Annotated in this window: 26 protein-coding genes and 1 riboswitch; of the genes, 7 read left to right on the forward strand and 19 right to left on the reverse strand. The window is 62.4% G+C overall.

The features are described 5' to 3' along the window. Positions 1-15: 15 nt before the first annotated feature. On the reverse strand, positions 16-1,263 hold the full coding sequence (locus tag AC0L3N_RS00610) for an aromatic ring-hydroxylating oxygenase subunit alpha (protein ID WP_473544833.1): 1,248 nt from the start codon (positions 1,261-1,263) through the stop codon (positions 16-18). Positions 1,264-1,478: 215 nt separating this feature from the next. Beyond that, a riboswitch (cobalamin riboswitch) is annotated at positions 1,479-1,680 on the reverse strand. A 513-nt stretch (positions 1,681-2,193) separates the two neighbouring features. Here AC0L3N_RS00610 and AC0L3N_RS00615 point away from each other — a divergent pair. From AC0L3N_RS00615 to AC0L3N_RS00625, 3 genes are all read left to right on the forward strand, one after another. Next, positions 2,194-2,397, forward strand: coding sequence for a DUF680 domain-containing protein (locus tag AC0L3N_RS00615; RefSeq protein WP_123146291.1), 204 nt, complete (start codon positions 2,194-2,196; stop codon positions 2,395-2,397). A 121-nt stretch (positions 2,398-2,518) separates the two neighbouring features. Then, positions 2,519-2,743: a DUF680 domain-containing protein gene (locus AC0L3N_RS00620; protein WP_123146292.1), complete on the forward strand. Its 225-nt coding sequence runs from the start codon at positions 2,519-2,521 to the stop codon at positions 2,741-2,743. A gap of 88 nt (positions 2,744-2,831) precedes the next feature. Beyond that, positions 2,832-3,068, forward strand: a complete 237-nt coding sequence (locus AC0L3N_RS00625; protein WP_123146293.1) for a DUF680 domain-containing protein — start codon at positions 2,832-2,834, stop codon at positions 3,066-3,068. 85 nt (positions 3,069-3,153) lie between these two features. Here AC0L3N_RS00625 and AC0L3N_RS00630 read toward each other — a convergent pair whose 3' ends face one another. From AC0L3N_RS00630 to AC0L3N_RS00650, 5 genes are all read right to left on the reverse strand, one after another. Further along, positions 3,154-4,266, reverse strand: coding sequence for an ABC transporter ATP-binding protein (locus AC0L3N_RS00630; RefSeq protein WP_473544836.1), 1,113 nt, complete (start codon positions 4,264-4,266; stop codon positions 3,154-3,156). A 24-nt stretch (positions 4,267-4,290) separates the two neighbouring features. Continuing rightward, positions 4,291-5,955, reverse strand: coding sequence for a beta-galactosidase BglA (gene bglA / locus AC0L3N_RS00635; protein ID WP_473544838.1), 1,665 nt, complete (start codon positions 5,953-5,955; stop codon positions 4,291-4,293). Positions 5,956-5,959: 4 nt separating this feature from the next. Next, positions 5,960-7,114 carry a carbohydrate ABC transporter permease gene (locus AC0L3N_RS00640; RefSeq protein WP_473544840.1) on the reverse strand — a complete coding sequence of 385 codons (1,155 nt, stop codon included), beginning with the start codon at positions 7,112-7,114 and terminating at the stop codon, positions 5,960-5,962. 1 nt (position 7,115) lies between these two features. Continuing rightward, the gene (locus AC0L3N_RS00645; RefSeq protein ID WP_473544842.1) at positions 7,116-8,129 is read right to left on the reverse strand and encodes a carbohydrate ABC transporter permease; all 1,014 of its coding nucleotides are present in this window, start codon (positions 8,127-8,129) and stop codon (positions 7,116-7,118) included. Positions 8,130-8,368: 239 nt separating this feature from the next. Continuing rightward, positions 8,369-9,724 (reverse strand): ABC transporter substrate-binding protein, encoded by a 1,356-nt coding sequence (locus AC0L3N_RS00650; protein WP_473544844.1) that lies wholly within the window; start codon positions 9,722-9,724, stop codon positions 8,369-8,371. A 362-nt stretch (positions 9,725-10,086) separates the two neighbouring features. Here AC0L3N_RS00650 and AC0L3N_RS00655 point away from each other — a divergent pair, with 362 nt between their 5' ends. Then, a complete protein-coding gene (locus tag AC0L3N_RS00655) occupies positions 10,087-11,109 on the forward strand; it encodes a substrate-binding domain-containing protein (RefSeq protein WP_473484357.1) in 1,023 nt (340 codons plus the stop codon). Positions 11,110-11,170: 61 nt separating this feature from the next. On the opposite strand, the gene AC0L3N_RS00660 is transcribed toward AC0L3N_RS00655, so the two are convergent. The 4 genes from AC0L3N_RS00660 to AC0L3N_RS00675 all read right to left on the reverse strand — a co-directional run bounded on the left by AC0L3N_RS00660 (position 11,171) and on the right by AC0L3N_RS00675 (position 14,406). Beyond that, complete coding sequence (locus AC0L3N_RS00660) at positions 11,171-11,566, reverse strand: DUF2314 domain-containing protein (protein ID WP_123146300.1); 396 nt, start codon at positions 11,564-11,566, stop codon at positions 11,171-11,173. Positions 11,567-11,706: 140 nt separating this feature from the next. Then, positions 11,707-13,185: a S8 family serine peptidase gene (locus tag AC0L3N_RS00665; protein ID WP_473544846.1), complete on the reverse strand. Its 1,479-nt coding sequence runs from the start codon at positions 13,183-13,185 to the stop codon at positions 11,707-11,709. Continuing rightward, positions 13,175-13,843, reverse strand: coding sequence for an anti-sigma factor (locus AC0L3N_RS00670; protein WP_473544847.1), 669 nt, complete (start codon positions 13,841-13,843; stop codon positions 13,175-13,177). Before AC0L3N_RS00670 ends, AC0L3N_RS00665 begins: the two co-directional genes overlap by 11 nt. Beyond that, positions 13,840-14,406: a sigma-70 family RNA polymerase sigma factor gene (locus AC0L3N_RS00675; RefSeq protein ID WP_473544849.1), complete on the reverse strand. Its 567-nt coding sequence runs from the start codon at positions 14,404-14,406 to the stop codon at positions 13,840-13,842. The genes AC0L3N_RS00670 and AC0L3N_RS00675 overlap by 4 nt, the downstream gene beginning before the upstream one ends. A 369-nt stretch (positions 14,407-14,775) precedes the next feature. On the opposite strand from AC0L3N_RS00675, the gene AC0L3N_RS00680 reads away from it, so the two are divergent. The 3 genes from AC0L3N_RS00680 to AC0L3N_RS00690 are packed head-to-tail and all read left to right on the forward strand — an operon-like array spanning position 14,776 to position 15,909. Next, the gene (locus AC0L3N_RS00680; protein WP_473544851.1) at positions 14,776-14,907 is read left to right on the forward strand and encodes a hypothetical protein; all 132 of its coding nucleotides are present in this window, start codon (positions 14,776-14,778) and stop codon (positions 14,905-14,907) included. After that, positions 14,904-15,734: a zinc-dependent alcohol dehydrogenase family protein gene (locus AC0L3N_RS00685; protein WP_473544853.1), complete on the forward strand. Its 831-nt coding sequence runs from the start codon at positions 14,904-14,906 to the stop codon at positions 15,732-15,734. The genes AC0L3N_RS00680 and AC0L3N_RS00685 overlap by 4 nt, the downstream gene beginning before the upstream one ends. Further along, positions 15,649-15,909, forward strand: coding sequence for a zinc-binding dehydrogenase (locus AC0L3N_RS00690; protein ID WP_473544855.1), 261 nt, complete (start codon positions 15,649-15,651; stop codon positions 15,907-15,909). Before AC0L3N_RS00685 ends, AC0L3N_RS00690 begins: the two co-directional genes overlap by 86 nt. 84 nt (positions 15,910-15,993) lie before the next feature. On the opposite strand, the gene AC0L3N_RS00695 is transcribed toward AC0L3N_RS00690, so the two are convergent. From AC0L3N_RS00695 to AC0L3N_RS00735, 9 genes are all read right to left on the reverse strand, one after another. After that, complete coding sequence (locus tag AC0L3N_RS00695; protein WP_473544857.1) at positions 15,994-16,833, reverse strand: alkaline phosphatase family protein; 840 nt, start codon at positions 16,831-16,833, stop codon at positions 15,994-15,996. 8 nt (positions 16,834-16,841) lie between these two features. Beyond that, complete coding sequence (locus AC0L3N_RS00700) at positions 16,842-18,494, reverse strand: ABC transporter ATP-binding protein (RefSeq protein WP_473544859.1); 1,653 nt, start codon at positions 18,492-18,494, stop codon at positions 16,842-16,844. Further along, complete coding sequence (locus tag AC0L3N_RS00705; protein WP_254024184.1) at positions 18,494-19,318, reverse strand: ABC transporter permease; 825 nt, start codon at positions 19,316-19,318, stop codon at positions 18,494-18,496. The genes AC0L3N_RS00700 and AC0L3N_RS00705 overlap by 1 nt, the downstream gene beginning before the upstream one ends. Positions 19,319-19,328: 10 nt before the next feature. After that, positions 19,329-20,288, reverse strand: a complete 960-nt coding sequence (locus AC0L3N_RS00710; protein WP_473544861.1) for an ABC transporter permease — start codon at positions 20,286-20,288, stop codon at positions 19,329-19,331. Between the two features lie 16 nt (positions 20,289-20,304). Continuing rightward, a complete protein-coding gene (locus AC0L3N_RS00715; RefSeq protein WP_473526217.1) occupies positions 20,305-21,894 on the reverse strand; it encodes an ABC transporter substrate-binding protein in 1,590 nt (529 codons plus the stop codon). 156 nt (positions 21,895-22,050) lie between these two features. Then, on the reverse strand, positions 22,051-24,036 hold the full coding sequence (locus AC0L3N_RS00720) for a CocE/NonD family hydrolase (RefSeq protein WP_473544863.1): 1,986 nt from the start codon (positions 24,034-24,036) through the stop codon (positions 22,051-22,053). 69 nt (positions 24,037-24,105) lie between these two features. Beyond that, positions 24,106-24,699, reverse strand: coding sequence for a nucleoside deaminase (locus tag AC0L3N_RS00725; RefSeq protein WP_473544865.1), 594 nt, complete (start codon positions 24,697-24,699; stop codon positions 24,106-24,108). Continuing rightward, entirely contained in the window at positions 24,699-25,202 is a 504-nt protein-coding gene (locus tag AC0L3N_RS00730; RefSeq protein ID WP_473544867.1) for an ureidoglycolate lyase, read from the reverse strand. The genes AC0L3N_RS00725 and AC0L3N_RS00730 overlap by 1 nt, the downstream gene beginning before the upstream one ends. Continuing rightward, positions 25,199-26,047, reverse strand: coding sequence for a bifunctional allantoicase/(S)-ureidoglycine aminohydrolase (locus tag AC0L3N_RS00735; RefSeq protein ID WP_473544869.1), 849 nt, complete (start codon positions 26,045-26,047; stop codon positions 25,199-25,201). The genes AC0L3N_RS00730 and AC0L3N_RS00735 overlap by 4 nt, the downstream gene beginning before the upstream one ends. Positions 26,048-26,083: the final 36 nt, after the last annotated feature.

Below are 26,083 nucleotides of genomic sequence, written 5' to 3' on the forward strand. Positions count from 1 at the left end.
TCCCCTTGACCTCGCTCAGGCGACGCTGCGCAACGCCGGCCGCCCGGCCTCGGCAAGGCGCGGCCCGATGAAGGAGGCGTACCACTCGACGAACTGGATGACGCCGCCCTCATGCAGTTCAGAATAGGGGCCGGGCTCATAGGCCGGCGACAGGATGCCGAAGGCGTTTTCCTCGACGATGCGGCGGTCCTGGTCGTTGGTCTCAGTCCAGACATGGGTGAGTTCGGCGAGGTCGTAATCGACGCCTTCGACCGCATCCTTATGGACAAGCCATTTGGTGGTGACGGCCGTTTCCGTGGCACTGATCGGCAGCACGCGGAAGGTGACCGCATGATCGCCGAGGATATGGTTCCAGGTCGTCGGATAGTGATAGAGCAGCAGCGAGCCGATACGGTCGGTCGAAACGTCGTCGGAGAGGATCTTCTTCACCGCACGTCTTCCCGTCATCGTGTAGCTGACGGCATCGCGCAGCAGCGGCGCGCGGGTGGCGCGATACTGCCCGGCCGGATCGATGCGGAACTTGCTCGGCAAGCCCGCCGCCTCGCATTTCGCCCAGTGCGCGAGCATCTCCGGATCGCTGTCGGCGCCCTGCACGCCGGTCACGGTCGGCGCTTCCGGGAATGTCTTGCACAGTTCCGGATGGTTGCCGGCGCAATGGTAGCACTCGCGGTTGTTTTCCCAGACGAGCTTCCAGTTGCCCTTCTCGACGATGGTCGATTCGAAGGCGATTTTTGCCTCGCGCAGCCGGTGCGGCAGGAGGTAAGGCTCGATCATGGCGCGCATCGGCGCGAAATCGGCGGGCTCCTTGGCCAGGCAGATGAAGATGTAGCCACTGATGCTTTCGCAAGCCACCGGCTTCAGGCTGAACTGGCTCTTGTCGAAGCCGTCCGCCATCTGCCTTGCGAACAAGAGCCGGCCGTCCAGCTCATAGGTCCACTGGTGATAGGGACAGACGAGCTTCGCCGCCGTACCCTTGTCGGCGTTGCAGACGCGGCTGCCGCGATGCCGGCAGGAATTGTGGAAGGCGTTGATCTTGCCTTGCTGGTCGCGGACCAGCACGACCGGATAGTCGCCGATCTGCGCGGTGATGTAGCTGCCCGGCTTCGGCAACTCGCAATCGTGGCCGATGAACAGCCAGTCGCGATACCAGATCAGCTCCATGTCGAGCTTGAAGAAATCGGGATCGGTGTAGAAGGGCTGCTCGAGCGAGTAGCCTTCCCTGCGGCCGTGCAAGAGCCTCAGCATGTCGTTGCGCGCATCCATGTCCTGTCCTCATAGCCGTCGCATCGGCCCGAAATCGGAATCGATTTCGGAAAGCACGATGCGCAATTCAAAGTCTTGGAGCGTACTTTGTGCGTCCAAATGGACGCACGTCGCTCCAAAGACTGAACTGGTGGTGATGGAGGGAGGATCGGCCGCAAGCCGGCGACAGGGCCGGGCATGCACTATCCACCTCTTGACCGCCCACCGCGATCAGTCGAGTCTAGAAATCTCGGGCTGGTTTCCGGGCTCTGGAGTGTCCTTGCGGACCATCGCGACACCTTCCCAGGCTTGTGGCCCAGTGGTCTCCCGTTGCGACTTGAACTCCACCACCGTTGCGGGGGCAGCGCCGGGTTCTGACCGGCTTCCCAATTCTCCGCTTCGTCGTCACCAAGCGGCACCTGAGTTGGCATGATCTAATCATGACGGCCGGCTGACTGTCGGCATGAAAGCGACATCGTATCCATGCGGCGCGACACCGCCGGCGAAACCTGTGGACCGGGATTTGAGGAAGATGAAATTTGCGCCTGCTGCGAGCTCCTGAAAGCGTGCCGGATTGACCATTGCATGGCGCCGAAATGGTTAACGATTCGACAACAACTCAGCACCGGCTTTTTAAGCCGCTTCTAAAATCGAACCGAACGGTTCGTTTCTGTTGACAATGCGTGCATGACGCTGTGAACGCAGGTCCGGCAATCCGTCAAATGGTCGATTAGCCTTTTTGTCTTAAACCTTTGAAAACAAGCCAGAAAGCAATAACGAGAGAAGCCTCTGGTACAATTTCAAGGTGTAGATTCTTGGTCCACATGGAACAACTTCGTGATTGGAATCTGCCAGATGGCCTTCCCACATCGGCGCTGTCCGAACGACGCGAATCCCTCTCAAGACACGCCGCTAGACGGACGGAAAACTAAAGATACTGGAGTTCCAAAAATGAAAAAGATTGCTCTTACTGCCGTCGCCGTTCTGGCCATCACCGGCAGCGCCTTTGCTGGCAGCGACCATTATGGGTCCAACGGCGCCAATCAGCCGACCGCCTCGGTCGACAGTTCGTATACGGCTTCCATTCAGAAGTCGGCTCACGCTGAAAAGCCCGTCGACCAGGGCGCCGACCGCAACCTTTTCGGCAACAATTAACAGCTGATCCCAGACCATGATCCCGAAGTGGAAACCGGTTTTCGGAAAAGATCATGGTCAAACAACAAGACAAAGCGGCCAGTCCGCCGCTCGGGATCTGAAAAATTCAGGAGTACTAGAAATGAAGAAGATCATTCTTGCCACCGCCGCCATCCTGGCTGTCTCCGGCAGCGCTTTTGCCGGCAGCGACAACTTTGGATTGAACGGCGCCAACCAGCCGGCCGCTGCGGTCGACAACGGCTCGTACACGGCTTCGATTCAGAATTCGGCTTCGGCGCAGAATCCGGTTCCGGCTGACGAGAAGCCCGTCAATGGCAGCGACCGTAACCTCTTCGGCAACAACTAATGTCGATCCCAACAGCAGCGGCGGCATTGTCTTTCACAAAGACCGCGGCCGCCGCGCTGATGGGATACGAAAATCCAGGATTACTGAAATGAAGAAGATCGTTCTCACCGCTGCGGCACTTTTGATTGCTGCCGGCAGCGCCTATGCCCGCAACGACAACGTTGGCGGAACCGACATCAACAAGCAGGCGACCGTCAACGTCGACAACACGCAGACGTCTTCGGTAAGCAATACCGGCTCGCCGGTTTACAAGCTGCTCAATTCCTCGGGCGACGTACAGAAGTCCGCCCCGCAGGGCAGCGACCGGAACCTGTTCGGCCGCTAACAGCGACCTGAATGCAATGCACAAGAGCGGCGGGCCTTGCCCGCCGCTCTTGTTTTTGCCTTCGCCAAACTGCCTGATCCAGTAGTTAGGCTGCCTTTGCTTCCGCCATGTGGAGTGTGAAGGAATGTCCGTCGGCGTCGAAAATATGCAGGTCGCCGGGATCGGCATTCAACCGCAACGCAGCGCCGCGCTTGACTTCGACATTGCCTGGCAGCTTGGTCACCAGCGGCAGGTCGGCGCGGCCGATGTCGACATAGACGAGCTGGACCTCGCCGAGCTGCTCGACATAATCCACCGTTCCCTCGAAAAGATAATCGGCGCCGGTGGCGATCATCAGATCCTCCGGCCGCACGCCGAAGCTGACCGAAGCACCCTTCACTGACGCCGGCGTGGCGATCGGCACCGTCGCCTTGCGCCCGCCGACATGACTGACGATGGTCGGGTCGCCTGATTTGTCGATCGTCGCGGGCAGGATGTTCATGGCCGGCGAGCCGATGAACTGGGCGACGAACAGATTGCCGGGTCTCTTGTAGAGCTCCATCGGCGTGCCGACCTGCTCGATATGGCCCTCCTTGAGCACGACGATGCGGTCGGCCAGCGTCATCGCCTCGACCTGGTCATGGGTGACGTAGATCATCGTTGTAGCAGGCATCGACTCCTTGAGCTTGGCGATCTCGATGCGGGTGGCAACCCGCAGTGCCGCGTCGAGGTTCGACAGCGGCTCGTCGAACAGGAAGACCTTAGGGTTACGCACGATGGCGCGGCCGATGGCGACGCGCTGGCGCTGGCCGCCCGACATCGCCTTGGGCAAGCGGTCGAGGTATTTGGTCAGCTGCAGGATTTCCGCCGCCTGGCGCACCCGCTTGTCGATCTCGGCCTTGCTCTCCTTGCCGATCTTCATCGAGAACGCCATGTTGTCGTAGACGGTCATGTGCGGATAGAGCGCATAGGACTGGAACACCATGGCGATGCCGCGCTTCGACGGTGGCACGTCGTTCACCACCTCGCCGTCGATCTTGAGCTCGCCGGAGGTGATTTCCTCAAGCCCGGCGATGGACCGCAGCAAGGTCGACTTGCCACAGCCCGAAGGGCCGACGAAGACGATGAACTCGCCCGACTTGATGTCGAGGTCGATGCCGTGGAGAATATTGAGATTGCCGTATGATTTCTTCACTTGCCTTAGCGTGACATCGGCCATGATTCCCTCCAGTGAATTGCAAATTCAGTCGATACGCCCGAACCAGGCGCCGTAGCCGCAGAGGCTGATAGAGCCGGCGACAGTCTGTCCCGAAAACCCGTGCCCCGGCAAGGGCTGCAGCGAGCGTCCGCCGAGATTGACCTCGGCCGGTCGGCTGCCGAGATTGAAGGCGCAGACGATCTGCTCATTGCCCTCGCGGCGCGTGAAGGCGACCGTATCGCCCTCGCTTTCGATGAAGTCGATTTCGCCCTTGGCCAGCGCCGGATGTAAACGGCGGAAGGCAAGAAAGCGCCGGTAATGTTCGAGCAGCGAGCTGTTGTCGCCCTGCTGCACATCGACCGCTTGCGAAAGGTGCTTGGTGGGCACCGGCAGCCAGGGTTTTGCCTTGGAGAAGCCGCCATTGCTGTCGGCGCCATTCCAGACCATCGGCGTGCGACAGCCGTCGCGGCCCTTGAACTCCGGCCAGAAGCGGATGCCGTAGGGGTCCCGCAGATCCTCGAATTGCAATTCCGCTTCGCCAAGACCAAGTTCCTCGCCCTGATAGATACAGACCGAGCCGCGCAGCGACATCAGCAGCGCCGAGATCACCTTGAGATAAGCGGTCCGGTCGGCCTCGTCGGCCGCCCAGCGCGAGGCAGTGCGCATCACGTCATGGTTGGAGAAGGCCCAGCACGACCAGCCGTCGCTGGCGACCTTGCCGAAGGCCTCCAGCACTGAACGCACCTTTACCGCGCTGATCTTTTCGGGCGCCAGGAAGTCGAACGAATAGCACATGTGCACGCGCTTGCTGCCGGCGGTGTAGGCCGCCACCACCTCCAGCCCGCGCTGCGAATCGCCGACTTCGCCGACCGCCGCCGTCGCCGGATATTCATCAAGCAGGGCGCGGAAGCGTTCGAGGAAACCGAGATTTTCGGGGCGGCTCTTGTCGTAGAGGTGGTCCTGGTAGTTGTAGGGGTTTACGGAAGGAGCAGTCTGGTCGTTGCGCTGTTCGGGCGGCAGCGGCGGATTGTCCTCCAGGCCCTGGCTGTGGAAGTAGAAATTGATGGTGTCGAGGCGGAAGCCGTCGACGCCGCGCTCCAGCCAGAAGCGGGTGACATCGAGCAGCGCATCCTGGACCGCGCGGCTGTGGAAGTTGAGATCGGGCTGCTCGGCCAGGAAATTATGCAGGTAATATTGCTGGCGGCTGGTGTCCCACTGCCAGGCCGAGCCGCCGAAGATCGACAGCCAGTTGTTGGGTGGCGTGCCGTCGGGCTTGGCGTCGGCCCAGACGTACCAGTCCGCCTTCGGGTTGGTGCGGCTCGAGCGGCTTCCCCTAAACCACGGATGGATGTCGGCCGTATGCGACAGCACCTCGTCGATCATCACCTTGAGCCCGAGCCTGTGCGCCTCGGCGGTCAGGGCATCGAAATCGGCCAGCGTGCCGAACATCGGATCGACGTCGCAATAGTCGGATACGTCGTAGCCGAAATCCTTCATCGGCGACTTGAAGAACGGCGAGATCCAGATGGCATCGACGCCGAGCGCCGCGATATAGGGCAGCCTGCCGATGATGCCCCTGAGGTCGCCGATGCCGTCGCCGTTGGAGTCCTGGTAGCTGCGCGGATAGATCTGGTAGATCACGGCACCTCGCCACCAGTCGCGGTCGACGGCGACGTCGGGGCTCAACGTCGCCTTCACAGCGGATTGCATGATCTCAACCTCCTTTCACCGAGCCGGCGAGCAGCCCGCGAACGAAATAGCGCTGCAGCGAGAAGAAGACGATCAGCGGCACGACAATGGTGATGAAGGCCGATGTCGTCAGGATCTCCCAGTCGCCGCCGCGCGAGCCGAGCAACGCGTTGAGCTTGGCGGTCAGCACGATCTGGTCGCCCTCGGTGCCGAGGAAAACCATCGCGACCAGCAGGTCGTTCCACACCCACAGGAACTGGAAGATGGCGAAGGAGGCAAGCACCGGGAACGACAGCGGCAGCACGATCTTGACGAAGATCTCGAAATCGCTGGCGCCGTCGATGCGCGCCGATTCCATGATTTCGCGCGGCAGGCCGGCAATGTAGCTTCTCAAGAGATAGATGGCGAAAGGCAGGCCGAAGCCCGTATGCGCCAGCCAGATACCGAGATAGGTTTTCGACGGCACGCCGAAGAAGCTGCCGACGCCGTTGTAGAGCTTCAGCAGCGGGATCAGCGACATCTGCAGCGGCACGACCAAGAGGCCGATGATGACCGCGATGAGCAACGCCCGGCCGGGAAAGCGCATCCAGGCCAGTGCATAGGCCGCGAACGCCGCGATCAGGATCGGGATGACCGTCGCCGGAATGGTGACGGTCAGCGAATTCATGAAGGAGCGGCCGATGCCTTCCGAAAACAGCACTGTATCGTAATTGTCGGTGGTGAATTTCGGCGGCGCCGACGAGGCGTAGTAGACGCGCTGGCCGCGCTCGCCCTCGAAGGCCTTCGGTGAGGTCATGACGAAACTGCCGTCGGCATTGAGCTGCAGGGTCTCACCGTCGCCGAGATCGGCTGTTGTGCCGGCAGGATATTGCGTCGGCGCCGACGACTTGACGCCGAAGGCGCTGATGTCGCGGGCCGGATCGTCGCCGAAGATGTTGCCCTCGAGGACGAACTTGCCGTCCTTCTCGACTTGCGCCGAGGCGGGTGGCAGCCGGCCCGCTTCCGTCTGGGTGGAACTGGCGAACGAGTTCCACCAGCCCGAGGCGATGATCTGATCCTTGTCGCGCAGCGACGAGACGAGAATGCCGAGCGTCGGCACGGTCCAGATCGCGACGAAGATGAAGACAGCGATATGGACGCCGAAACGGCTGGCAAAGGACTTTCCGGTCGCCACGGCCATCTCAATGTCCTCCCGTCTCTTTGTTCGCCTGCCGGATGTTCCAGACCATGATCGGAATGACCGCGATCATGATGATGATGGCGATGGTGGCACCGCGGCCGAAATCGCCGCCGCCGCGGAACATCCAGTCGAACATCAGATTGGCCAGCACCTGGCTGTTCCATTGGCCATTGGTCATGGTCAGCACGATGTCGAACACCTTCAGCACCAGGATGGTGATGGTGGTCCAGACGACGGCGATCGTGCCCCAGATCTGCGGCACCATGATCTTCCAGAAGATCTGGAACGGATTGGCGCCGTCGATGACGGCCGCTTCCAGCGTCTCTTCGGGGATACCCCGCAAGGCAGAGGACAGGATGACCATGGCAAAGCCGGTCTGGATCCAGATCAGGATGATCATCAGGAAGAAATTGTTCCAGAACGGCAGCGATATCCAGACCTCAGGCTGGCCGCCGAAATACTGGATGATGGCGTTGAGCAGGCCGATCTGCGTCTGGCCTGCGCCGCGATACTCGTAGATGAATTTCCAGATGACGCTGGCGCCGACGAACGAGATGGCCAGCGGCAGGAAGATCAGGCTCTTGGCGATGGTGCCCCACCAGATCTTGTCGGTGAGGACGGCGATGATCAGCCCGAGGAAGGTACAGGCGGCAGGCACGACCGCCAGCCAGATGATGTTGTTGAAGATGGCGTTGCGGAACTCGCGGTCGCCGAACGCCCATTCATAATTGGCGAAGCCGACGAAATTGGCGCCACCGCGATCGAGCAACGACAGCCTCAGCGTCTCCACGACCGGGTAGATCAGGTAGATGGTGAGGATGATCATGGCCGGGCCGACGAACAGCCACGGCCGGATCATCCCCTGCCGGCGCAGATTGTCGATGGCCGCAGCACCTGCAACGCCGCGCGACGGGAAGATGATGTCCACCAGTTTGTTGGCGCCCCAGAAATAGGCGACGCAGCCGCCGACGCCGACGATGATGACTGTTATGGCCGAGAAAATCTGAGCCGCCACGGGTCCCTCCCTCTGCGCATGATCCGCCAGTCGAGAATGGCCTTGGCGACGGAATCATGGCCGATTCAGTTGTTTGGAATGCGACCGGATGCGAGGCGGGTTCTGCTCTTGCGGGTCGCGCGTCATGCCGGAATGTGCTCACAAACAAAGATTACTGCGCCGCGGGCCGCCGGTCGGATCCGGGCCACTGAGGCCCGGATCCATTCAGGATCGGCAGTCCGAACGTTCAGCCGGGCCGCCTACTTGATCGCGTCCCAGCTCTTCTGGATGTCGGTGGCGACATCCTGGGCGGACTTGCCGCCGACGAGATCGATCATGCCGGTCCAGAAGGCGCCGGCGCCGATCTTGCCCGGCATCAGATCGGACCCGTCGAAGCGAAACGTCGAGGCTTCGGCAAGGATTTCGCCCTGCTTCTTCAGCGCGTCGCTGGCATAGGCGTCCTTGTTGGCCGACTTGAACGGCGTCACGAAGCCGCCCTGCGCCATCCAGATCTCATGGGCGAGCGGCATCTTCAGGAATTCGATGAACGCGCGGGCACTCTTGCTATCCTTGGTGATCATGGCCAGCGTGCCGGCGCCGAGCACCGGGGTGCCGAGGTCGGGCTTGGAGGCGTAAGGTGGGAAGTAGAAGAAGTCGACGTCCTGGCCGACCTCAGTGCCTTCCGGGAAGAAGGTCGGGATGAACGAAGCCTGATGATGCAAGTAGCATTTAGGCGGCACCGAGAAGAGGCCTTTCGGGCTGTCGCGGAAGTCGGTCGCCGCAACTGCCTTGGCGCCGCCGTCGACCATCTTGTCGTCGGTCGCGATCTTGCCGAACATGTCGATGGCGTTGACCACCGCGGGGTCGTTGAACGGAATCTCGTTCTTCACCCATTTGTCGTAAGTCTCGGGCGTCTGGGTGCGCAGCATGATGTCCTCGACCCAGTCGGTCGCCGGCCAGCCGGTGGCACCGCCCGAACCGAGCCCGATGCACCATGGTGTGCCGCCGTCGGCGATGATCTTCTTTTCAAGCTCGGCGAGCTCTTCCTGCGTCTTCGGCACCTCGTAGTCGGCTTCCTCGAAATTGTCCGGCGAGTACCAGACCAGCGATTTCACGTCGGCCTTGTACGGGAAGGCGAAGAAGCCCGGCTTGCCGTCCTTGTCGTTGAAGGTGCCGAGATCGACCCATGACTGGCCGGCGCCGTAATTGTCCTTGATCCAGTTGGCGGTGTCGTCGCCGAGCGGCGTCAGCAGGCCCTTGGACGCCAGGTCCTGGATCAGGCCCGGCTGCGGCAGCACGGCGATGTTGGGCGGGCTGCCGGCCTGCGTGTCGATGACGATCTGCTGTTCGTAATTTTCCGACGAGGAGTATTTGATCTCGGCGCCGGTGGCCTCCGAGAAATAGTCGAGAACGGTGCGGATGAGGGCTTCGTCCTCGCCGCGCCATGGTCCGAAGATCGACAGCGTCTCGCCCTTGAGGTCGACCTTCTTGAGCTCTTCGTAGTTCGCCCAGTTGAAGCGGGGGTCTTCACCCGGCTTGAACTTCAGTTCGGCTTGCGCCGGCGCGCCTAGGGCGAGCGTGACAAACCCGGCGCCCAGCAGAAGCATTTTCTTCATCGGTATTCCTCCCAGTGGTCACAAGCACTCGGACGAAACCTCCATTCCGTCCGCCGACGCTGCAGGACTGTGACTCAGTCGGAAAGGAACCGCAACCTTTCGAAGAGTCTTCCAAAGCGCTTTGGTCTGTTCGATCACGCCACTGAATCGATCATAAGTCAAGAGGGGGCAGGCTAATCGATTTAGTATCTGTCATAAAAAAGCAAAGAAAGTGCGCTGCAGCATGCTTTTTTGGCGCTGCAGCAGCAAATTTTGCTTCAAACCGGTCAGAAACGGTGCTTATGGTCTTTGCATTCGGCAGCGCCGCCCGTAGCGGTCCAAGCGATCCATAGTTAAAGCGCTTTGAGGCTTGGAGGCCTCCGGTGAACCTCAAACAGCTCTCCCACATGCTGGCGCTTTCGCAGACCACGGTAAGCCGCGCGCTGAATGGCTATCCGGAAGTCAACGAGGAAACGCGCCGGCGGGTGATCGACGCCGCCAAGCGCCACGGCTACCGCCCCAACCCAAGCGCGCGCCGGCTGGCCACCGGCAAGACCGGGATGATCGGCTATGTCTTGCCGACCGGGACGGCCGTCGACATCGACCCGCATTTCGTCGAGTTCCTGTCCGGTCTCGGCGACTACGCCCGTTCGCACGAACTCGACCTGGTGCTGTCCCCGGCCGATGCCGACGACCAGGAGACCACCTATCGGCGCGTCGTCGCCAACCGGCAGGTCGACGCCGTCTATATCTCGTCGCCGAGGCCGGCCGATCGGCGGGTGGCGCTGGTCAACGCGCTCGGCATCCCCTTCATCGTCCATGGCCGCAGCGAAGGCCTGGATTTCGACTATCCTTTCACCGACATCGACAATGAGGGCGCCTTCCACGAAGCGGCACGGCTGCTCGTCCAGCTCGGGCACCGGCGGCTGGCGTTGATCAACGGCGACGACCGCGAGACCTTCGCCATTCACCGCGAGCGTGGCGTGCGCCGGGCGCTGGCGGCAAGCGGCCTGGTGCTTGGCGAAGGCCATGTCTGTTCCCTCGCCATGACCGAGGAGAACGGCTACCGCGCCGCCAGACGGTTGCTCGAGCTGAGCGATGCGCCGACCGCGATCGCCTGCTCCAGCCTGATCATGGCGCTCGGCGTCGTGCGCGCAGTGCGCGACCTCGGCCTGACCATTCCGGGCGACCTTTCGCTGATCGCCCACGACGACGTCTTCCCCTGGCTGAAGCCGGAGAATTTTTCGGTGCCGTTGTCGACGACGCGTTCGTCGATCCGTTTGGCCGGCGCGCGCATTGCCGAGCGGCTGGCGGCGCGGATTTCCGGATTGGAGGAGGGCGCCCGCGGCGAAGTCTGGCCGGTCGATCTGGTGATCAGGGGATCGGTCGCCGGCGCGCCGACGTAGGGATCAAATTCCAATCACTCTGAGCGACCGAGTTCGACCCGTTGTAGACATAAGACCGCAATCACGTTTGAGGCCAACGCTTCTTCGGTGTTTGTGCGGCCAAGGCAATGGTTTTTTCGTCACGTTCGCGAATATCGATCACATCACGGGCGGAAAACGGTAACTCAACCCCACTCCAAAGCTCATCATTCTGAGCAACTGCATACGGATCGTTATCGAGGACACCCAAGTAGCCTCCGTCGATCCGCTCACGCACCAGCACCCACATGCGCTCTACGGCGACGGGTTCATTCTCATCATCGACCGAAATTCGAAAGATCAGTTTCGCGAGATCTCCCGGTTGCAACCCTTCTCGTTCATGCGAATCGGGTATCCAGAATGTGTTCGGCGACGCCCGATGATATTCCTCGCCATCATCCAGGCACCACCCGTCCAATTGGAAATCCGGTTCACGCATTGCTCTATCTTAGGGGCCACATGGATGTCGGGAACCACCCATCTCGGCCATCTGCGGCAACGACTTTTGAGCCTATTCCATGTCGCCCAAAAATGCTGCGGTTTGGGATAATGCTCAAACAGAAGCTTGAAGCGCAAACCCTACTCCTTGGCTGCCTCGGCCGCTTTGATATCCAACAGACCATAGCCGAAATCATTGTCCCTGCCCTTGGGGCCGAGATCCTTGGCGGTGGCGGCCAGCGCTTTCTCGACCCAGTCGGCGGAACGGTCGGGAGCGGCATGCAACAGATTGGCGATGGCGCCGGTGACGATCGCTGCGGCAAACGAGGTGCCGGTGACCACATCCGAACCGGCACCGCTCGGCGCCACCATCTCGACGCCGGGGGCGGAGAGGAAGACGTAGGCGCCGCGATTGGCCTGCTGCATCAGCCCATCCTTGGCATCGGTGGCGGTCACCGCGATGACGCCGTCGAAGGCGGCCGGGTAGCCGTAGGGCGCCTTCGGCCCGTTGTTGCCGGCGGCGGCGACCAGCACGATGCCCAAGGCGCGTGCATTGCGGCAGGCGACGCCGAGCAGGTCGTTCTTCGGGCCGACGAAGCTCATATTGATGATGCGGACGTCCTGCTCCGCCGCCCAGTCGAGCGCCGCCAGGATGATGTCCATGGTCGACTTGCCGCTCTCGAAGGCGCGGGCATGGTAGATCCTGGCGCCCGGCGCCATGCCTTTGAGTGCGCCGACGCCGGCGATCAGGCCGTCGATCGAGGTGCCATGATCGCGCGCCTCGATCGGCACATCGGGCATGGCGTCGAACTGATCGGCGATGACGCCGGACAGCGCCGGATTGGTATCGTCTATGGCGGTATCGATGACGGCGATGCGTACACTCTCGCCACTGGCCTCTCTCGAATCGAGCGCGATGCGCTCGAAGGCATAATTGACGATCGTGGCTGCCTGCTGCAGCGAGTAGATATGGTTGGGCTCGCGCCGCAAGGTGCGGCCGTCGGCGGCAAGCTGTGCCAGCACGACGCCGACCGGGCGGCCATCGGGTATGCCGAAGCGCACCAGCGTGGCGCCGAGCAGCTGAGACTGGCGCTGCGAGCGCACCTCGAGGCCGAAGGAGGCGGCGATCTGCTGGACGGCGCCGCCGTCCACCGTCACCAGCACCTCGTCTGCCACGAAATCACCGACGACGGCGCGCGGCGGCTCGGCCGCGACGAGATCGGTGGGCGAAACGATGGGACCGCCCGCCGCGGCGGCCTGTATCGCTGCCGCACCGGCGGGCGGGACCGGCGGCGGCAACGCACCGCTGGCCGGATCGCGGCGTGGATCGGGCGTCGGCAGCGGCGCCTGGCCGTCGCCGACCGGATTGGGGAACAGGTCGACGATCAGCGCGGGAAGAAACACTGCACCAGTCGCGGCGGAACCTGCGCCGGGCCTTTCGCCGCTGCCATCCTCTGTGTCGCCCTTGACGCAGTCGGCCGCCGTCGTCCCTCGGTTGAGGCAATCGATTTCCGTCTGCGTGAGGTTCGGGTCATTTGTCTGCGCCAGGGCCGGCGCGGCGGCGATCATCATCGCCGCTACAAGCAGCGCCGCAAATCGAATGACCGCCCTAGCCGCCATCGACCGGTTTCCTACCCTCGACCACAGCCTCCGCGAAAGGCTGAGCGGCAATAAGGCCGAGCACTTTTTCATAGTCCGCTGCGGTCGTCGCCGGGATGCCAAGGCGGAAGACGCCGTCGGCGGTCGGGCCGCCGGCAATCTTCAGCTGGTGTTCGCCAAGAAAAGTGACGATGTCGGCCATCTTCGCATCCGGCTTGAACTTCACCAGCGCGAACGGCATTTTCGCCAGATCGCCTTGCTGGCCGGCAATTTCGAAATCGCTGTCCATGCCGCCGGGCTGCTCAAACGACTGCACGACAACAAGCGCCAGCAGAGCCGCGGCCGCAGCCCAGGCGACGGCGGCGGGAACCGCCGTGAAGCGGCCCCACACCTGTGCCAGCCAGGACGACGACGCCGGCGCGCGCACCGGGCCGGCCTCGGCGTCGAGCGCCCGGGCGAAGCGGCTGAGCGCATCGGCCGGCGGACGGATCGCCTCATTGGATGCAGCGGTGCTGGAGAATTCTGCTTCGGCCTCGCCGAGTGCGGCAAGCGCTGCCGGGTCGGTCGCCAGCCATTCCTCGACGGCTTCGAGCTCCGCACCTTCAAGCGAGCCGTTCAGATAGAACGGCAGCAGCGTTTCCATTTCATCGCGGCGCGACATCTTTTCAGCGGCGCTCATGGCCACCCCCTGTCGTAACCGGCGGCCTTGAGGGCCTCGCCGAGTTTCTTGCGTGCGTAGAACATCCTGGTCTTGACGGTGGCGACCGGGATGCCGAGCACCTCGCCGATCTCGGTCACCGACTGTCCGTGGTAATAGGCAAGGTCGATCACCGTTCGGTGTTCTTCCGGCAAGGCATCGACGAAGCGCCGCAACGCGGCGCCCTTGTCTTCCTTCATGGTGACGACTTCCGGCGTATCGGCGGGGTCGGCGATCTGGGCCGCGTCATCGTCGTCGATCCAGTCTTCCTTTTTCTTGCGCAGCGACGACAGCGCCTTGAAGCGGGCGATGCCGAGCAGCCATGTCGAGACTTCCGAGCGCCCCTCGAAGCCGGGCGCCTGGCGCCACAGTTCGAGAAACACCTCGTTGGCGATATCGTCGGCCATCATTTCCGATCCCGTCTGGCGCACCACGAAACGGTAGATCCGCGCGTGGTGGCGCATGAACAGGAGCCGCACGGCGGCACGATCGCCCTTCGCGACCCGGCCGACAAGCGCGCGATCGGTTTCCGTCGCTGCCGTCATGGCCGGTCGAGCCGCCTGGCTCCTGCCTGCTCTGTCGCTGATCGGCCCAAAAAGGTTCACCGCTTTCCGCCCGGATTTTTGAAAGCTAACCGAAGAGCGGAGAGGTTGCCAGAGTGTACGTTCTCCCGGTTTTTAAGGGTCCTGTCTCAGTCAGGGGCGCCAAGCAAAAGGCGGCCGTCAGGCTCGCAGTGACGGCGGCCACAAGGCGGCTCATGCGCGTCGGGCAAGGTGCAGTCGTTCAGCCTCGGACGGAGCGCCATTGGACGACACCGCCGCGCAGGATTCCCGACAGTTTTGTAACTCACCGGTCCGCTGCCGGGCGACTAAGGTCCCGATCGCAACCACAACCCAGCTGAAGAAGCGAATGTCATGACCAACAACAGCTTTGCGGCCGCGATTCTCGTGGATCGATCGCCGATGCCGGTGTTCGATGCGCTCAATCGTCCATTGCGACTGGTGGGGCGCATGAAGCCTTGCGCGGTCGGAAGGAGCTTTCCATGAGACAGATTAGGCTGAAAGCGCCGGGAGGCTTGGAAAATCTCAAGCTGGTCGAGACGGATTGCCCGGAACCAGGGCCGGGTGAGTTGCTTGTCAGGATACGGGCGTGTTCGTTGAATTTCCACGACAGCATGGTGGCGCTGGGAAAGAAACCGTGCGCCGATGGCCGTATCCCGCTGTCCGATGGCGCTGGAGAAGTGGTTGCGGTCTCAGATGATGTCCAAGAATTCAAGGCCGGAGATGCCGTCGTCAGCACCTATTGGCCCCATTGGCTGGCCGGCGAACCGACGCCAGCCAATAAGAGTGGCGAATTGGGAGATGATGTTGACGGCTATGCCCGCGAGTATGTGTGCATGCCGTGGCACGCCTTCACAAGGGCACCGGCAGACTTCACGCATATGGAGGCGGCAACGCTTACCTGTGCCGGCGTCACCGCCTGGAAAGCCCTGATGGTGTGCGGGCAGGTAAAGCCCGGTGATACGGTGCTGGTCCTTGGCACGGGAAGTGTATCGCTGTTCGCGCTGCAATTCGCAAAAATTGCGGGCGCTCGGGTTATTGCGACCTCTTCATCGGAGGAGAAGCTGGAAAAGCTAAAGCGGTTTCGAGCCGACATTATCGTCAATTACAAGGCAGTGCCGGATTGGGGCCATAAGGCAAGGGTTTTGACGGACGGACGCGGCGTCGATCATGTGATTGAGGGTTGGCGGGCCCGGCACGTTGGCGCAATCGATAACAGCTTGCAGGATGGGCGGCCACATCGCACTGATCGGTGTCTTGACTGGTTTTGCCGGACAAGTTTCGATCCCGGCCCTGTTTTCCAATCAGATTAGGGTCAGCGGAATCTCGATTGGCAGCAGGGCAGACCAGGAAGACATGATTCGTGCCATAGAGGCCAACCGTTTGAAGCCTGCTATCGACCGCGGTTTTCCGCTGCAGGAGATCGCCAATGCCTTCAAGCACTACGAGTCCCAAAAGCATTTTGGCAAGGTCTGTCTCGAACTTTGACTGCTGTATCTGGCCTCCATTTGGCGTTGCGCATTTCGGCCCCGGCTTCATGTTCTCCGTAAGCAAGCAGGCTAGGCACCCCATTCAGTCGAGAAACGACTTGGCCTTCATGGTGGCCGGGACCGGCACGCCGAGGCGCGCTAGCACAGTCGGCGCAAGCTGCAGCTGGTTGAGCAGTGTATCGGCCTCCGGCCCGTTGCCCTGTCCGAAGTAATACAGAGCAAAATCCTGCATCTCGTCGTCATGGCCGCCATGATGGCCGCGATCTGTCTGGCCGTGATCGGCGGTGACGATCACCTCGTAGCCGGCTTCCCGCCACCTCGGCAGGAAGGTGGCCAGCATGCCGTCCATCGCATAGACGGCATGGTCCATCTCGTGGCAGTCGTGGCCGAAGCGGTGGCCCATCGAATCCAGCGTGCAGGTGTGCAGGATGCCGTAGTCGATGCCGTGGCGTCTGGTCAGCATGGTCAGCGTCGCGAACAGGTCGACGTCGCTCGGCGTCATCTGGTTCCTGGCATTGTAGCCGGTCATGGTGTGGAACCGGCCATGGGTGATCGGCCCGCCCGGCTCGTCGAACTCCATGTCCTCGACCAGATCGAAAGGAGAGGCCCGGAAGAATTCTGACCAGTAGGAATGGGTGACCGCGCCGGTCTTGCCGCCGGCCTTGCTGACTTCGGAGAAGATATCAGGTTGCTCGACGCGGAACCGGTTCTCGTTGGTCAAGATGCCATGCACCTGCGGCGCCACGCCGGTGTGGATCGAGGCATAGCAGCAGGCCGAAGTCGATGGCAGCACGGAGCGCATCTTCCAGATCCGCGCTTCGCCCGATTGCACCCAGCCTTCGAGATTGCCCATCAGCCGGCGCCAGTTGCGGTAAGGCACGCCGTCGAGGATGATCAGCAGAAGTTTTGTCGTCAGCGCCACCGGGATGTTTAATTCCCCGCGCTGGCCATGCGCCGTCCCTTGATCGCCTTTTCCAGCCAGCCGATCTCCATTTCGGGGACTGAGGACAGCAACAGATCGGTATAGGCATCGAAGGGCGGTGCCAGCACCTGGCTCTTGGCGCCGTAGCGCACCACCTCGCCGCGATACATCACTGCGATCGAATCGGCGATCGACTTCACCGTCGCGAGGTCGTGGGTGATGAACAGATAGGCGACGTTTTCCTCCTTCTGCAGCTCGAGCAGCAGCTTCAGGATGCCATTGGCGACCAGCGGGTCGAGCGCCGAGGTCACCTCGTCGCAGATGATCAGCTTCGGCTTGGCGGCGAGCGAGCGGGCGATGCAGACGCGCTGCTTCTGGCCGCCGGAAAGCTCGGCCGGGTAGCGGTCGATGAAACCCTTGCCCATTTCGATCTTGTCGAGCAGCTCGGCAACGCGGGCGTCACGTTGCCTTCCACGCAGACCGAAATAGAACTCGAGCGGCCGGCCGATGATGGTGCCGACGGTCTGACGTGGGTTCATCGCCACGTCGGCCATCTGGTAGATCATCTGCAATTGGCGCAAATCCTCCTTCGGCCGATCGGCAAGCCGATTGGCGAGCGGACGTCCGTCGAAGGTGACGGTGCCCTCTTCGGGTGGCAGAAGGCCGGTGATGGCGCGCGCCAGCGTCGACTTGCCGGAGCCAGACTCGCCGACCACGGCCAATGTCTGGCCCGGATAGATATCGACCGAGACGTTCTTCAGCACCTTGATGTGGCTGCGGCCATAGGCGGCGGTGATGTTCTTGACCGACAGGAACGGCGTCGTGCCGGGCTTCTGCTCCTGGTGCTCGATCTCATGCACCGAGACCAGCGCATTGGTGTATTCCTGGCGCGGCTCCTTGATGATCTGGCGGGTGCCGCCCCATTCGACCAGCCGACCGTGTCGCAGCACCATGATTTCGTCCGAGACCTGGGCGACGACGGCAAGATCATGGGTGATATAGAGCGCCGCGACATGCGTGTCGCGGATGGCGTCCTTGATCGCCGCCAGCACGTCGATCTGCGTCGTCACGTCGAGCGCCGTGGTCGGCTCGTCGAAGACGATCAGGTCGGGCTCGGAGCACAGCGCCATCGCCGTCATCACGCGCTGCAGCTGGCCGCCGGACACCTGGTGCGGAAAGCGTTCGCCGATGCTTTCAGGGTTCGGCAGGCTGAGCTTCTTGAACAGCGCGACGGCGCGTTTTTCGGCTGCGGCCCGTGTCGCCGTGCCATGCAGCAGCGTCGCCTCGACCACCTGGTCCATCAGTCTGTGCGCCGGGTTGAAGGCGGCGGCAGCCGATTGCGCGACATAGCAGACCTCGCGGCCGCGCAGCTTGCGAAAACCCTCCTTGCCGCCCTTAAGGATGTCGCGGCCGTTCAGCATGACCTCGCCGCCGGTGATGCGGACGCCGCCGCGGCCATAGCCCATCGACGCCAGGCCAATGGTCGACTTTCCGGCGCCGGACTCGCCGATCAGGCCGAGCACTTTGCCCTTCTCGAGCGTCAGCGAGACGTCGTGGACCAGCACGATGTTCTTCGGCGCCTCGCCGGGCGGGAACACCGTGGCCTCGATGCGCAGATTGCGGATATCGAGCAGCACGGACTTTGCTCGCTGGTCAGCCATTACCCGCGCCCTCCCTTCAGGCTTGTCGTGCGGTTGAGCACCCAGTCGGCGACAAGGTTGACGGAAATCGCCAGCATGGCGATCGCCGCCGCAGGGATCAGTGCCGCCGCGATGCCAAAGACGATACCATCCTTGTTTTCCTTGACCATGCCGCCCCAATCGGCGCTAGGCGGCTGCACGCCGAGACCGAGGAAGGACAGCGTCGACAGGAACAGCACCGCATAGATGAAGCGCAGGCCGAGTTCCGAAACCAGCGGCGACAACGCATTGGGCAGGATCTCGCGGAAGATGATCCACACGCTGCCTTCGCCGCGCAGCTTGGCCGCCTCGACGAAATCCATAACGTTGATATCGACGGCGACCGCCCGCGACAGGCGGTAGACGCGGGTCGAGTCGAGAATGCCCATGACCAGGATCAGCGTCACCAGATTGGTTGGCAGAACCGAGAGCACGACCAGGCCCATGATCAGCGTCGGGATCGACATCAAGAGATCGACAAGGCGCGACAGCAGCGTGTCGAACCAGCCGCCGAAAACCGCTGCCGAGAAGCCAAGGATCGCGCCAAGCGAGAAGGACAGCGCGGTGGCCAGCACCGCAATGAACAGCGTGATGCGGGCGCCGTAGATCATGCGCGAAAGAAGGTCGCGGCCCAGATTATCGGTGCCCAGCCAATGTGTCGCCGACATCGGGCCCCAGACGTCGCCGACGATCTCGCCATTGCCGTACGGCGCGATCCAGGGCGCGAAGATCGCCGCCAGCACGAACAATGCCGTCAGCACCAGGCCGATCAGCGCGGGGATGGGGATGCGTTTTATGTCGAGCATGCCCGCTTCCCTATTTCGGATGTCTGAGGCGCGGATTGGCGACGATGGCCGCTATGTCCGCAAAGATGTTCAGGCTGATGTAGACGGCGGCGAAGATCAGGCCCACCGCCTGCACCACCGGCACGTCGCGCTTGGTGACGTGGTCGACGAGATATTGGCCCATGCCCGGGTATACGAAGATCACTTCGACCACGACGACGCCGACGATCAGGTAGGCGAGGTTGAGCATGACGACGTTGATGATCGGTGCAATCGCATTGGGGAAGGCATGCCTGCGGATGACGGCGAATGCCGAAAGCCCCTTGAGCTCGGCGGTTTCCACATAAGCCGACTGCATGACATTGAGGATCGCGGCGCGCGTCATGCGCATCATGTGGGCGAGCACCACCAGCGTCAGCGCCGCTGCCGGCAGCATGATCGCCTGCATGCGTTCGCCGAAAGGCATTCCGTCATAGACCGTCGAGATGCCAGGGAAGATCTGGTATTTCACGGCAAAGAAATAGACAAGCACGTAGCCGATGAAGAATTCGGGAAACGACGTCGAGGCAAGCGCCAGTCCGGAGATCAGTTTGTCGACCCAGCCATTGCGGTAGCGCACCGCAATCAGGCCGAGGATGATCGCCAGCGGCACGGCCACGACTGCCGCCCAGAAGGCGAGGAACAGCGTATTCCACAACCGCCCCTTGATCGACGTCGCAATATCCTGCCCGCTCGACATGGCGGTGCCGAGATCGCCGGTCACGACGCCGCCGAGCCAGCGGAAATAGCGGATTAAGGCCGGATCGTTGAGGCCGAGCTGCTCGCGCAGATTGGCGAGCGATTCCGGTGTCGCCGACTGTCCGAGGATGGCTTGCGCGACATCGCCGGGCAGGATTTGGGTGCCGGCGAAGATCAGGACCGATACGGCCAACAGCAGGAGGATACCCAGCGCAATGCGCTGGGCCACCAGTTTCACGAGGGGTGAGGACATATCCGCAAGGCCGGGCTCAGGCTTCGAGCCAGCACTTTGCCAGAGCGTACCCGTTCATCAGCTCCTGATGCGGATCGTCGACCCAGCCGGCGACCTTGGCGCCCGTCGCGTCGATAAACTGGTTGAACATCGGCAGGATGAGACCGCCCTCGTCGCGAACGAGCATCGCCATGTCGCGATACATCGCCTTGCGCTTGGCCTCGTCGAGCTCGGCGCGGGCCGCCAACACCATCTTGTCGAAATCCGGACGCAGGAAACGCGTGTCGTTCCAGTCGGCGGTCGACAGATAAGCGGTCGAATACATCTGGTCCTGCGTCGAGCGGCCGCCCCAGTAGGAAGCGGAGAAGGGCTGCTTGTTCCAGACTTCCGACCAGTAGCCGTCGCCCGGTTCACGCTTGATTTCCAGCGTGATGCCGGCCTTGGCCGCGCTCTGCTGATAGAGCTGCGCGGCATCGACCGCGCCGGGGAAGGCGACATCCGACGTCCTGAGCAGGACGGCGCCGTCATGGCCTGACTTCTTGTAGTGGAATTTGGCCTTGTCGGGATCGAATTTGCGCTGCTCGATGTCGTCGGAGAACAATGGGTAGGACGCATTGATCGGAAAGTCGTTGCCGAGCGAGCCATAGCCTCTGAGGATCTTGTCGAGCATCTCCTCGCGGTCGATCGCCAGCTTCAGCGCCATGCGCAGATCGTTGTTGTCGAACGGCGCGGTGTTGCAATGCATGATGAAGACGTAGTGGCCGGGTCCCGAATGGTTGCGGATGGTGACGCCCGGCAGACGCTTGATCAGGTCGACGATCTTCGGCTCGACGCGGTTGATCATGTTGACCTGGCCGCCCTGCAAGGCCGCCGTGCGCGCCGTGGCGTCGTTGATGACGATGACCTCGATCTGGTCGGCATGGCCCATCTTGTCGCCCTGCCAGTAGTTGGCGAAGCGCTCGCCGCCATGGCGAACGCCGGGCTCGTTGGTGGTGATCTTGTAGGGGCCGGCCGAGATGCCGGCGTCGGGCTTGTCCTTGCCGCCATTGGGCTGGACGATGAGGTGATAGTCGCTGAGCAGATAGGGAAGGTCGGCATTGGCCTCCTTCAGCGTTAGCACGACTTCCTTACCGCTGGCCTTGATGCTCTCGATGCCCTTCATGTAGCCGAGCGCGCCCGACTTCGCCTTCTCGTCCGAATGGCGTTCGAGCGTGGCAGCCACGTCCTCGGCGGTCACCGTCTTGCCATTGTGGAATTCGACGCCGTCGCGAATCTTCAGGGTCCAGGTCTTGGCGTCGTCCGACGCGCCGATCTCCTCGGCGATGCGGTTCTCGAGAGTGCCTTCCGGAGACAACTCGACGATCAGTTCGCCCCACATCTTGCCGAAGGCGAACGGCACCTGGGTCATGAACAGGGCCGGATCGAGGCTGTTGGTGGACTCGCCGCCGACCAGACCGGCCTTCAGCGTGCCGCCCTTGACCGGACCCGCGGCGCGCGCCGCACTTGAAAGCAGCGAGTTGGCGAAGGTCGCGGTGACGCCGAGCGCTGCCGCCCGGCCGAGAAAATCACGACGGCTCAGTTTGCCGGATGCGACGCGCCGGCTAAGAAATTCCAGTTCGTTCGACATGTTGAGTTCCTCACTCTGTTGGTTCGACCTTTTGGTCGTTTTTTATGATTTCTTGTGAGGAGAATAATGACCGCAAGGGAACGCCGTAAGCAAGACCGAATGCGACATGCCGTGGCGTAAATCGTACGTCGCAATTGGACCAATCCGCATAAGCGCTCAAAGCAGTGCGCGCGGGACTTTCTCTTCGAAATTGCGCTCGAAAACCAGATTTTCGCCTTCATAGGCTTCGATTCTGGCGCTAACCATGAAGCTTTGCGCGTCGGACCGCATTTCGGCGGATGTTTCGGTGCGCACCGACCATCCATTTCGCGACAGCGTTTGCGTCCAATGCGTCTTGCCCGACGCCGACAGCGGATTGTCGGGATGGATCGCCCATGTCTCTCGCGCGATGCTGCCATTGGCGAGGCCATGCTCCAGATCGCGCACCTCGCCGAAATCGTCGACGATGGAAAGCGTGACGATTCCGGTCTTTTCGTCGCGATCAACATGACGTTCGGAATTGGTGGCGCGGATCGTTTCGGTTGCCCAGGGCGCGGCTGCCTCGGGTGAGGGGAAACCGACTTCGTCGCCTTGCGCCAGCGGGCGCAACGGCAGCTTCAGCGTTGCCGCCGACAGGCCAAGCCGGACCGGTTCCGGCGATGGCCAGATCATCGGCCAGTAGGCATTCGAAACGGCAATACGCAGGCGGTGGCCTGATGGCACGCGGTAGGCGCATTGGTCGAGCACGACCCGCGCGCTGACGGTTTCGCCTGGCACCAGCGCTTGCGGGAATTCGTGCGAGTTGCGGTGCGTCAGGTTGAGCACACCGTAGGAGATCAGCTCGGAAGCGCCGTCGGGGTGCACATCGCACAGCCGGATCGCGATGTTCGCTTGAGACCGGTCGGACGAAACCCGGACCAGCACTTCCGGCGCGCCGACAATGTCGATCGCTTCGGTGAGCACCGGCTGGTCGAAACACACCGACAGCGCATCGTCGGGGCGCTGGTCACCGGGCAGTTCCGGGCCGAAGGTGAAGGGAAAATATTCGCCGCCGGCAAGGCCGCAGCTTTGCGGCGAAGCGACGATGATCGGCTTGCGGCCTTCTGGGATCAACTCGATGTCCTGCGTTTTGATCTCAGGCGACGGCCACACCGGTTCCGCGACCCAGCGCCCCGGCCGCTCGGGATGCCAGCGCGCGGGGCGGACGCTATCCATGACATAGGCGCGGTAGGCAGGATCGGCCTCGACGCCGGTGTCGGTGCCCTTTAGCCAGCGGTCCCACCATCGCAACGCCTCCTGCAGGAAACCGATGCGCGGTTCGGGCGCGGCATAATGCGGGTATTTGTGGATCCACGGGCCGACGATGCCTTTGACCGGCGCCTCGATATTGGCGGCGAGATGGGAAATGGTGTTGCGATAGCCGTCATGCCAGCCGCCGATCGACAGCACGGCGGCTTGGATGGCTGAATAGTCCTCGCAGATCGAGCCGCGCTTCCAGTAGGCGTCGCGGTGCTGATGCTTCAGCCACAGCGGCGCCAGGAAGGGCTGGTTCTCCAGCCGGGTCAGCCACATGTCGCGCCATCTGTTGTCGCCGGCCAGCAGCGGGTCCGGCGGCCGCGATGAATAGGACAGCATGGTCGAGGCCCAGCCGAAATTCTCGATCAGCAGGCAGCCGCCCTTGTAGTGGATGTCGTCGGCATAGCGGTCGACGGTCGAGCACAGGCTGATGACAGCCTTCAGCGCCGGCGGCTGCTTGGCTGCCGTCTGCAGGCAGTTGAAGCCGCCCCAGGAGATGCCCATCATGCCGACACTGCCGTTGCACCAGGGCTGGGCCGCTGCCCAGGCGATCACATTGCAAGCATCTTGCAATTCCTGCTCGGAATATTCGTCGTCCATAAGCCCTTCGGAATCGCCATTGCCGCGCATGTCGACGCGGATCGAGGCGTAGCCGTGGCCGGCGAAATAGGGATGCGTCAGCTGATCGCGAAAGATCGTGCCGTCGCGCTTGCGGTAGGGCAGGTGCTCGAGGATCGCCGGCACCGGATCGTCGCCAGCGTCGACTGGCATCCACACCCGCGCCGACAGCCTGCAGCCATCCGGCATGACGATCCCCATATCCGGAAACTCGACGACCTTACGGGGAAATTCAGTGACGGTTTTCATGCGGCCACATGATGGAGCCGCTGCCGATGCGTCATGGGCCAGCCAACGAAATCGGCTGGTCAATCCGCGTCAGCTCAGCGGAATGTCGTTTTCGGCTTTGCTCGCCTGGTAGGTATTGGACAGTTCGTCGTAGCGCGCGGCGATCGTGCCGATCCGCGTTTGCAGTCGCTGGCGCTCGGCCTCGGGCAGCGACCGCACCAATTTGCGGATCGAAAAGCTCTTCCAGTAGGCGTTCTCGGCATTGTAGCCGCCGGGGTCGAGGGTGAAGACCTCCTTCAGGATCTTAAGGTCATGCGGGATGGCGAAGCTGTCGCGCGAATCCTCGTGGCTGAACAGATAGTAGAAATTATCGAAGCCGGTCCAGGTGATCGCCGACAGACAGAGCGAACAGGGTTCGTGCGTGGCGAGAAAAATGGCGTCCTTGGTGTCGACGCGCTCGGCCTTCGGCATTTCATAGAACCGCTTCAGGCAGTGCACCTCGCCATGCCAGAGCGGATTTTCCGTCTCGTTGTTGGTTTCGGCGAGCACGAGCGAGCGGTCGCTCTTCCGCAGGATCGCCGCGCCGAATAGCTTGTTGCCGTGGGCGACGCCTTCGGCCGTCTTCGGCACAATGTCGTGCTCGATGACGTCGAGCAGTCGGTCGATCAGCGAGACGTCGGCCATCATGCGGTCCCGTCGGGAAGATGGATCCCATAAGCGTGCGAGAAATGGCACTCTTCGAGGTTGGAGCCGTCGCCACCGCGGTCGACCACGAGAAAATCCTGGGCCTCGCCGATCGGCGTCAGCACCCCGTGCCACCGATTGCGGGGGTAATTGACGCCTTGCCCAGGCGCGGTGATGAAGGCGTGCGGCTCGCCCGGACCTTCGTCGCCATCATGGCAAACGATGACCAGGAACGGCCGTGGCGACAGCGGGATGAAAGCTTGGCTGCCGAACGGGTGACGCTCAACCATGGTCAGCTTCAGCGGAAATTCGTAAGGCGTGCCACGCACCATGGATATCAGCACGCGCGCATTCGGCCCCTGCGCTTCGACGGCGGCGAGGTCATGGTAGCGCTCCGCTCTGCCGCCATTGATCGGGTAGTGGTTTTCGCCGCCCATATCGATGACGTCGCCGAATTCGGCGAAGTTCTCGCGGGTCAGCGGCCGCGCGATGATGCGGGTCAAGACGCGTGTCTCGCGACGCCGGCGCCGCCAAGCTTGGCGTGGCGGTTAACGTCCTTGTAGAGCAGGTAACGGAATTTTCCCGGACCGCCGGCATAGCAGGCCTGCGGGCAGAAGGCGCGCAGCCACATATAGTCGCCGGCCTCGACCTCGACCCAGTCCTGGTTGAGGCGATAGACCGCCTTGCCTTCCAGCACATAGAGGCCGTGCTCCATGACATGGGTCTCGGCGAAGGGGATGACCGCGCCCGGCTCGAGCGTGACGACGGTGACATGCATGTCGTGGCGCATGTCTTCAGGATCGACGAAGCGCGTCGTCGCCCACCGACCGTCGGTGCCGGGCATCGGCGTGGGCGCGATGTCCTGTTCGTTGGCGAAGAAGCCTTGCGGCGTATCTATGCCCTCAACGGCCTCGTAGGCTTTTCGGATCCAGTGGAAGCGGACAGCTTCATCGCTCTCGTTGCGAACGGTCCATCCGCTGGCCGGCGGCAGGAAAGCAAAGCCACCCGGCTGCAGGACATTTTTCTCGTTAGCCAGCAAAACGGTCAGCTCGCCCTCGACCACGAACAAAGCGCCCTCGGCGCCGGCATCCGGTTCCGGCCGATCGCTGCCACCGCCGGGTGCGACCTCGACTATGTATTGCGAGAACGTCTCGGCAAAACCCGACAGCGGGCGCGACAGCACCCAGACGCGGGTCTTGTCCCAGAATGGCAAGGCGCTGGTGACGATGTCCTGCATCACCCCCCTTGGAATGACGGCATAGGCCTCGGTGAAGACGGCCCGGCCGGTCAGCAGCTCACTCTGGCCGGGGTGGCCGCCTTGCGGCGCGTAGTAGGGTCGGTCGGCCATTTTCATATCCATCATTTCAAAGACCTATTGTGGAAG

The sequence above is a fragment of the Mesorhizobium sp. WSM4807 genome, assembly GCF_055811615.1.

Coding starts and splice junctions, on each gene's coding strand:
- AC0L3N_RS00610 (WP_473544833.1), bottom strand. CDS start 1,263: ATGGATGCGCGCAACGACATGCTGAGGCTCTTGCACGGCCGCAGGGAA.
- AC0L3N_RS00615 (WP_123146291.1), top strand. CDS start 2,194: ATGAAAAAGATTGCTCTTACTGCCGTCGCCGTTCTGGCCATCACCGGC.
- AC0L3N_RS00620 (WP_123146292.1), top strand. CDS start 2,519: ATGAAGAAGATCATTCTTGCCACCGCCGCCATCCTGGCTGTCTCCGGC.
- AC0L3N_RS00625 (WP_123146293.1), top strand. CDS start 2,832: ATGAAGAAGATCGTTCTCACCGCTGCGGCACTTTTGATTGCTGCCGGC.
- AC0L3N_RS00630 (WP_473544836.1), bottom strand. CDS start 4,266: ATGGCCGATGTCACGCTAAGGCAAGTGAAGAAATCATACGGCAATCTC.
- bglA (WP_473544838.1), bottom strand. CDS start 5,955: ATGCAATCCGCTGTGAAGGCGACGTTGAGCCCCGACGTCGCCGTCGAC.
- AC0L3N_RS00640 (WP_473544840.1), bottom strand. CDS start 7,114: ATGGCCGTGGCGACCGGAAAGTCCTTTGCCAGCCGTTTCGGCGTCCAT.
- AC0L3N_RS00650 (WP_473544844.1), bottom strand. CDS start 9,724: ATGAAGAAAATGCTTCTGCTGGGCGCCGGGTTTGTCACGCTCGCCCTA.
- AC0L3N_RS00660 (WP_123146300.1), bottom strand. CDS start 11,566: ATGCGTGAACCGGATTTCCAATTGGACGGGTGGTGCCTGGATGATGGC.
- AC0L3N_RS00665 (WP_473544846.1), bottom strand. CDS start 13,185: ATGGCGGCTAGGGCGGTCATTCGATTTGCGGCGCTGCTTGTAGCGGCG.
- AC0L3N_RS00670 (WP_473544847.1), bottom strand. CDS start 13,843: ATGAGCGCCGCTGAAAAGATGTCGCGCCGCGATGAAATGGAAACGCTG.
- AC0L3N_RS00675 (WP_473544849.1), bottom strand. CDS start 14,406: ATGACGGCAGCGACGGAAACCGATCGCGCGCTTGTCGGCCGGGTCGCG.
- AC0L3N_RS00680 (WP_473544851.1), top strand. CDS start 14,776: ATGACCAACAACAGCTTTGCGGCCGCGATTCTCGTGGATCGATCGCCG.
- AC0L3N_RS00685 (WP_473544853.1), top strand. CDS start 14,904: ATGAGACAGATTAGGCTGAAAGCGCCGGGAGGCTTGGAAAATCTCAAG.
- AC0L3N_RS00690 (WP_473544855.1), top strand. CDS start 15,649: ATGGGCGGCCACATCGCACTGATCGGTGTCTTGACTGGTTTTGCCGGA.
- AC0L3N_RS00700 (WP_473544859.1), bottom strand. CDS start 18,494: ATGGCTGACCAGCGAGCAAAGTCCGTGCTGCTCGATATCCGCAATCTG.
- AC0L3N_RS00705 (WP_254024184.1), bottom strand. CDS start 19,318: ATGCTCGACATAAAACGCATCCCCATCCCCGCGCTGATCGGCCTGGTG.
- AC0L3N_RS00710 (WP_473544861.1), bottom strand. CDS start 20,288: ATGTCCTCACCCCTCGTGAAACTGGTGGCCCAGCGCATTGCGCTGGGT.
- AC0L3N_RS00715 (WP_473526217.1), bottom strand. CDS start 21,894: ATGTCGAACGAACTGGAATTTCTTAGCCGGCGCGTCGCATCCGGCAAA.
- AC0L3N_RS00720 (WP_473544863.1), bottom strand. CDS start 24,036: ATGAAAACCGTCACTGAATTTCCCCGTAAGGTCGTCGAGTTTCCGGAT.
- AC0L3N_RS00725 (WP_473544865.1), bottom strand. CDS start 24,699: ATGGCCGACGTCTCGCTGATCGACCGACTGCTCGACGTCATCGAGCAC.
- AC0L3N_RS00735 (WP_473544869.1), bottom strand. CDS start 26,047: ATGGCCGACCGACCCTACTACGCGCCGCAAGGCGGCCACCCCGGCCAG.